The sequence below is a fragment of the Candidatus Symbiopectobacterium sp. genome, assembly GCF_020054415.1.
Classification (GTDB): domain Bacteria; phylum Pseudomonadota; class Gammaproteobacteria; order Enterobacterales; family Enterobacteriaceae; genus Symbiopectobacterium.
Window position 1 is genome coordinate 1 of record NZ_JAHWCO010000322.1, and the last position, 6,676, is coordinate 6,676.

Consider the following 6,676-nt stretch of genomic DNA (forward strand, 5'->3'; position numbering starts at 1 on the left):
CACGCCTGTTTTGGATTAAAATGCTGATCGCTCCGGGATGCATCACCACGCTCTGGATTTAACATACTGATTTTACGTCAAGGGAATCCGCAGCCTTTATGGCTACGCAGCATAATATCTATTTATTCAACAAAGCCCCTGGAACCGTGCTGATTTTCAGGATCTGTATTTGCTAGGTATGTGGATTGCAAGGCATGCCTGCCTGATAATAGCTCGTTTGAGTAAGGAACCGTTATGGTCACTCATCCCGTCATTGGTGTTGTTGGCAACCCCAATTGTGGCAAAACCACCCTGTTCAACCTGCTGACAGGGGGAAAACAAACGGTGGGGAATTGGCCCGGGGTCACCGTCGAGAAAAAGGTCGGTCAGTGCCTCTACAAAGGTCAACGCTTCACGCTGGTCGATCTTCCCGGCGTCTACTCGCTCAATCCGGCTTCGGAAAGCGCGGAGGATGAGCGCGTCGCGCGCGATTATATCCTCTCCGGCGAAGCACATTTGGTGCTAAATATTCTTGATGCGGCCAATCTTGAGCGCAACCTGTATCTGACGGCGCAGTTGCTGGACATGAACGTGCCCATGATCGTTGCGGTGAACATGATGGATATCGCCTCTTCGCGCAAGCTGGAGATCGATATTGCCGCTTTGCAAAACCGGCTAGGTTGCCCCGTTATCCCCATCACCGCCAGCCAAAACAAAGGGATGGATGTGTTGCGCCAGGTGTGCCTGTCCGCGCTGGCGGACATTCGTTCACCCAACGTTGAAGTGCCTTACGATGCGCCGCTGAAAAATGCCGCGGTGCAAATGGCGTTGCGTTTAGCGGACATTCCAAACTTAACCCATCCGTATTGGTTAGCGCTGCAATTGCTGGAAGGGGATACTACGGTTCGCACTCGCATACCGGCACCCTTGTTGACAGAGATGGATGCACAGGTTGCCACGCTCACAGAAACCTATGACGATGAACTGGATATCTTCCTTGCCGATGGACGTTATCAGTTTGTCTCCTCCATCGCCAATCAGGTGGTGATTCGCCGCAGCAATATCTCCGCGACGCTCACTGATAAAATTGACCGTGTGGTTCTGCATCGCTTTTTTGGTATTCCGATCTTCCTGCTGGTGATGTACCTGATGTTTATCTTCACCATCAAGGTGGGGAGTGCGTTTATCGACTTTTTCGATCAGTTTGTCAGCGCGCTGCTGGTGGATGGATTAGGAACGCTGCTGCGCGCTATTGGCACGCCTGAGTGGCTGGCGACGCTGGTGGCTGATGGCATTGGCGGAGGGATTCAAACGGTTTCCACCTTTATTCCGGTTATCGGTTGTCTCTATCTGTTCCTCTCCTATCTTGAAGATTCCGGGTACATGGCGCGTGCGGCGTTTGTTATGGACCGCTTCATGCGCAGCATTGGGCTTCCAGGGAAAGCGTTCGTGCCCTTGATTGTCGGCTTTGGTTGTAATGTGCCCGCTGTTATGGCCACGCGTACCATGGAAAAGCACAGTGATCGCATCGTTACGGTGATGATGGCCCCCTTTATGTCGTGCGGAGCGCGTTTACCTGTCTATGTGCTGTTTGCGACGGCATTGTTCACCAGCGGTGGGCAAAACTTGGTGTTCGGACTTTATCTGATGGGTATTTTTGCCGCTATCGCCACTGGCTTTATGCTGAAAAATACTGCGTTACAAGGCGATGCCTCTGCGTTCGTCATGGAGATCCCGCCATACCATTTGCCAGGACTGCGCAGCGTGCTAATTCGTACCTGGGATCGGCTTAAGGGTTTTATTCTGCGTGCAGGCAAACTGATTGTCGTGGTCGTTACCGTGCTCAGCTTTTTCAATTCCATGGGGACCGACGGTTCGTTTGGTAATCAGGACAGTGATAAATCAGTGCTTTCTTCCATCGGTCAGAAAATTGTTCCGGTGTTCGCGCCGATGGGGATAAAAGCAGAAAACTGGCCTGCTGCTGTCGGTGTTTTTACCGGTATTTTTGCCAAAGAAGCGGTGGTGGGTACACTGGATTCACTGTATGGCGCGATGGCTGATAGCCAATCAGGTGAGCAGGAAGAGGACGCACCGTTTAATCTGGGCGAAAGCGTTGTTGCCGCACTGGCAACCATTCCAGAGAATTTTGCCAAAGTTGGTGGAGAGCTCCTCGATCCGCTGGGCATCGATGTTGGCGATTTAAGCGATACCGCCGCCGTAGCGGAACAGAATGAATTTTCCGTCTCATCTCTGGATATCATTGCGCACCTGTTCGATGGCCGCTTAGGCGCGGTGGCCTACTTGCTGATGGTTTTGCTGTATGTGCCTTGCGTCGCAGCATTGTCAGCTATCTGGCGCGAAGTGGGCACAGCATGGGCGTTGTTCTGTTTTGTGTGGACGATAGAGCTGGGCTATGGCGCTGCGGTACTGGTGTATCAAGCGGGGCGGTTTGCTAACCATCCCCTTTATTCTGCCTCTGCCATCGGTGCTGTGCTGGCAGTGTGGGCGATTACCGTATTTTTCCTGCGCCGCAATGGCAATCTGAGGCAGCAATCTGCGGTGGTGCGTGCAGCGTAAAACCATGGCCGTACGAATCCGGAAGACGAAATGACACTGATTGAACTGCGCAATTTCGTGAGGCAAAGACAACGCGTTTCGTTGCAAGAGATCAGCCAACACTTCCATGTCGAAACCGGTGTGGTTGAAGGCATGATAGCTATCTGGGTCCAGAAGGGAAAAATTAGCAGTCACGAAAATGCCAGTGGCGGTTGTAGCGGCTGCTGTTCCTGCAAGAAAGGGCTGCGGTTTTACTACGAGTGGGTGGGGTAACGATTCATCATAAAGGGCTAGCCGCGCTATGCGGCTAGCCCTTGCGCATTAACGGCCGGCTTTCAGCTGTTGAAAATAGTTTTCATACAGCGTTCTGGCGCTACCAACATCATTTTGCCATTCCCCTTTCTGAATGGTTTCTTCATCAGGATAGAGGGTCTTGTCATTTGCCACCTCAGCAGGCAGTAATTTTTTCGCTGCCAGATTGGGCGTCGGGTAACCGATGGTTTCAGCAACCTTTGCTGCCACATCCGGGCGCAACAAGAAGTCGATGAGCTTCATAGCACCCTCTTTGTTCTTGGCGTTGGCGGGGATTGCCAAACTGTCCATCCATAAAATGCCACCTTCTTTTGGCCAGATAACGTCGAGCGGTGTTCCTGACTGGCGGGCAACGTAAGCGGAGCCGTTCCAGATCATACCCAGATTGACTTCACCTTCGATAAACGGATTCACGGGGTTATCGGAGTTAAAGGCCAGCACGTTCGGCATCAGCGTCTTTAATTCGTTATATGCAGCTTCTATCTCTTTCGGATCGGTGGCATTAGCAGAGTAGCCGAGTTTGCGTAACGCAATCTGGAACACTTCACGGACATCGTCGGTCAGCAACAGACTGCCCTTATACCTTGCATCCCAAAAATTACCCCAGCCGGTCACTGTTGCCGGTTCGATGGCATCACGGTTGATGCCGATAGCGGTGGCTCCCCAGATGTAGGGAATGGAGTATTCGTTGTTCGGGTCGAAGGATTTGTGCAGCAGACTAGGATCAAGATTGTGGAAATTGCTCAGTTTGCTGGTATCAATCTTTTGCAGCATCCCTTCTTTGCTCATTTTGGACACGAAATAGGTCGAAGGCACCACCAAATCATAAACACCATCCTGATAGGTCTTCAGCTTGGCATACATGCTTTCGTTGGATTCGTAGGTGGAGTAAATCACCTTGATGCCCGTTTCCTTGGTGAACTGTTCCAGCAAACCGGGGGGGACATACTCTGTCCAGTTATAGAAATAGATCGTCTTGTTATCCTTCGCATTGGCGGCATTCAGGCTGAGCGCCATGGCGCACGCGGCCAGCAGGTAGGGCAATTTTTTCACAATAAACCTCCTTAACGTCCCAAAGGTTGGAATGATGATTTTTTGGTGCGATCCCGCAGTATTAACTGACTGCTAAGCACCAGCAGTAACGATAACAACAGCAAAATGGTGGCCAGCGCGTTGACTTCGGGTGAAACACCCACTTTGACCATGGAATAGATTTTCAGCGGCAAGATTTCATAAGAAGGACCAGCGACAAAGGATGATACCACCACATCACCATGGACAGGGTAAAGCTCAGCAACCAGCCAGCGGCAACGGCAGGCATCGCAATGGGCAGAATAATCTTGCGTAGTATGATGATTTCACTGGCCCCTAAATCTCGAGCGGCTTCCAGCATTCGAATATCAAACCCTTTCAAACGCGAATACACCGTGACCACGACAAACGGCAGGCAGAACGTAATGTGCGAAAACAGCAGCGACCAGAATCAGAGCGAAATCCCGAGCAGCATAAACAGTACCAGCAGGGAGATAGCCATGACGATATCTGGCGACATCATCACCACAAACAGCATGCCGCTGACAAAGGACTTACCGCGAAAGTGATAACGGTACAGTGCCACGGCGGTGAGCGAGCCAATCGCCGTGGCAAACGTGGCGGAAAATACCGCCATCGTCAGTGAATGGCTGGAAGCCTGGAGCAGGCTGTCGTTGTTTAACAACAGGCGATACCACTCAAGGGTAACTCCTTGCCAGTTAATGCCAAAACGCGCCTGATTAAATGAATTCACAATCAGAATCAGGATCGGAATATACAGATAGGCGTAGGTCAGGCTCATAAAGCTGCCGCGCAATAAACGTCCCATCATTCCAGATCCACCTTTTTATTCAATAAACGGGCTGCGCGGTAGTACACAAACAGCATCAGGCCCATAACCAACGTCAGACAAATGCCGGTGGCCGCGCCAAAGGGCCAATCGCGAATATTCAGGAATTGGCTCTTTATCACGTTGCCAATTAGCAGGTTTTTCGCACCTCCCATCAGGTCAGCCACGAAAAATAGCCCCATCGCAGGCAGCAGTACCAGCAGGCAGCCCGCAATAATGCCGGGCATGGTCAGCGGGATCGCAATGCGGATGAACGACTGCCACTTTTTGGCCCCCAGATCCCGTGCCGCTTCCAGATACGCGTTGTCGAGTTTTTCAATGCTGGAGTAGAGTGGCAACACCATGAACGGCAGCAGGATATAGACCAGACCTAACACCACCGCCTGTGAAGTGTACATAATGCGCAGCGGATCGTCGATAATCCCAGTCCATAACAGAAACTCGTTTAGGTAGCCTCGTGTGCTCAGGAAAATTTTCAATCCGTAGATACGAATCAACGAGTTTGTCCAGAACGGGACAATCAGTAGGAATAGTAGCAGCGGTCGTATTTTTTCCGGTAGCCGCGCCAGGATGAAGGCAAAAGGGTAGCCAATCAGCAGGCAACATAACGTAGCGATGACCGCCATATTTAACGAATGCAGCAGCACCGAAGCGTACAGGGGATCGCTCAGCCGCGTATAGTTTTCCAGCGTGAACACCATGGTGATCAAGTCGGCATCATCGTGCGTCAAAAAGCTGGTGCCAATGATCATCAGGTTAGGAATGAACACAAACAGCATCAGCCAGGCAACGATGATGGTAATTATGATGTTTTGAAAACGTTTACGCGGTGGCTTCATCGTGCAGCACGACCTCCCAGCTCTCTACCCAGGTGATAGCCACCTTTTGGTTGAGTGAGTGATCGACATCGGGGTCATCTTCATTGAAAAACTCGCTGACCATCACCATTTTTCCGTTCTCCAGCTCAATGGTGGAGTCAAGCGTCATGCCCTTGTAGTTGCGTTCACGCACATAACCGATCATGCCTTCGACTGCACTGTCGTCATTAATTTTCTCTACGCGCAAATCTTCGGGGCGCAGCAGGACTTTTAATGATTGCCCAGTGCTCACCGGAAAATTGACAGTGATAGGGCAGGCGCGGCCTTCAACCATAGCCTGAACGCGACTCCCCTGTTCGGGGGCGATCACGGTAGCATCAAAAATGTTGATTTCACCAATAAAACTGGCAACGAACAGATTACAGGGTTCTTCGTAGATTTCTCGTGGTGTACCGTCTTGTTCAATTTTGCCGTCGCGCATCACCACGATGCGGTCTGACATGGTGAGCGCTTCTTCCTGATCGTGCGTAACAAAGATGAAGGTAATACCCAGCTTACGTTGCAGTGCTTTCAGTTCATTTTGCATCTGCTTACGCAGTTTGTAATCCAGAGCGGAAAGCGATTCATCCAGCAATAATACCTTGGGCTTGTTCACCACGGCGCGGGCAATAGCGACACGCTGTTGCTGCCCACCAGACAGTTGATGCGGGCGACGCGTTGCAAACTCGTCCAACTGAACCATTTTCAAGGCGTCCATGACGCGAGGTGTGATCTCGGCAGACGGTGTTTTCTGCATTTTCAACCCGAAGGCGACATTGTCAAACACGCTAAGATGGGGAAATAGCGCATAGCTCTGAAATACCGTGTTGACGTAGCGCTGTTTGGCGGGCTGATGGGTAATGTCCTGCTGCTCAAGTAAAATGGCACCGTTATCGACATTTTCCAATCCTGCAATCAGACACAGTACCGTGGTTTTTCACAGCCTGAAGGGCTTTGTTGAATAAATAGATTTTATGCTGGCAGTCCAGTGAAACGACGGATCATCGCAACGCAAAATCATGCAGTTAGGCCTCATGAGAAAGCTGTACACCTGAGGGGACAAGCATTTTCTACCAAAACTGGCTTGGTA

General features: G+C 51.0%; 4 protein-coding genes and 2 pseudogenes. 2 read left to right on the forward strand and 4 right to left on the reverse strand.

The window, feature by feature from the left end; all coding sequences use genetic code 11:
- The first annotated feature begins 234 nt into the window (after positions 1–234).
- Both feoB and QZ506_RS09385 read left to right on the forward strand, forming a co-directional pair.
- Positions 235–2,556 (forward strand): Fe(2+) transporter permease subunit FeoB, encoded by a 2,322-nt coding sequence (gene feoB, locus QZ506_RS09380; protein WP_291970602.1) that lies wholly within the window; start codon positions 235–237, stop codon positions 2,554–2,556.
- A gap of 30 nt (positions 2,557–2,586) precedes the next feature.
- Complete coding sequence (locus QZ506_RS09385) at positions 2,587–2,808, forward strand: FeoC-like transcriptional regulator (protein ID WP_291970604.1); 222 nt, start codon at positions 2,587–2,589, stop codon at positions 2,806–2,808.
- Between the two features lie 48 nt (positions 2,809–2,856).
- Here the strand turns inward: QZ506_RS09385 and potD are convergent, their stop codons facing one another.
- The 4 genes and pseudogenes from potD to potA all read right to left on the reverse strand — a co-directional run.
- Entirely contained in the window at positions 2,857–3,903 is a 1,047-nt protein-coding gene (potD, locus tag QZ506_RS09390; protein ID WP_291970608.1) for a spermidine/putrescine ABC transporter substrate-binding protein PotD, read from the reverse strand.
- Between the two features lie 8 nt (positions 3,904–3,911).
- A pseudogene (potC, locus tag QZ506_RS09395) lies at positions 3,912–4,711 on the reverse strand (spermidine/putrescine ABC transporter permease PotC).
- Positions 4,708–5,568 (reverse strand): spermidine/putrescine ABC transporter permease PotB, encoded by an 861-nt coding sequence (gene potB / locus QZ506_RS09400; protein WP_291970606.1) that lies wholly within the window; start codon positions 5,566–5,568, stop codon positions 4,708–4,710. The pseudogene potC and the gene potB overlap by 4 nt, the downstream one beginning before the upstream one ends.
- Positions 5,552–6,523 (reverse strand): annotated as a pseudogene (gene potA, locus QZ506_RS09405) (spermidine/putrescine ABC transporter ATP-binding protein PotA); the annotation flags it as partial. The pseudogene potA and the gene potB, both read right to left, overlap by 17 nt.
- Positions 6,524–6,676 lie beyond the last annotated feature (153 nt).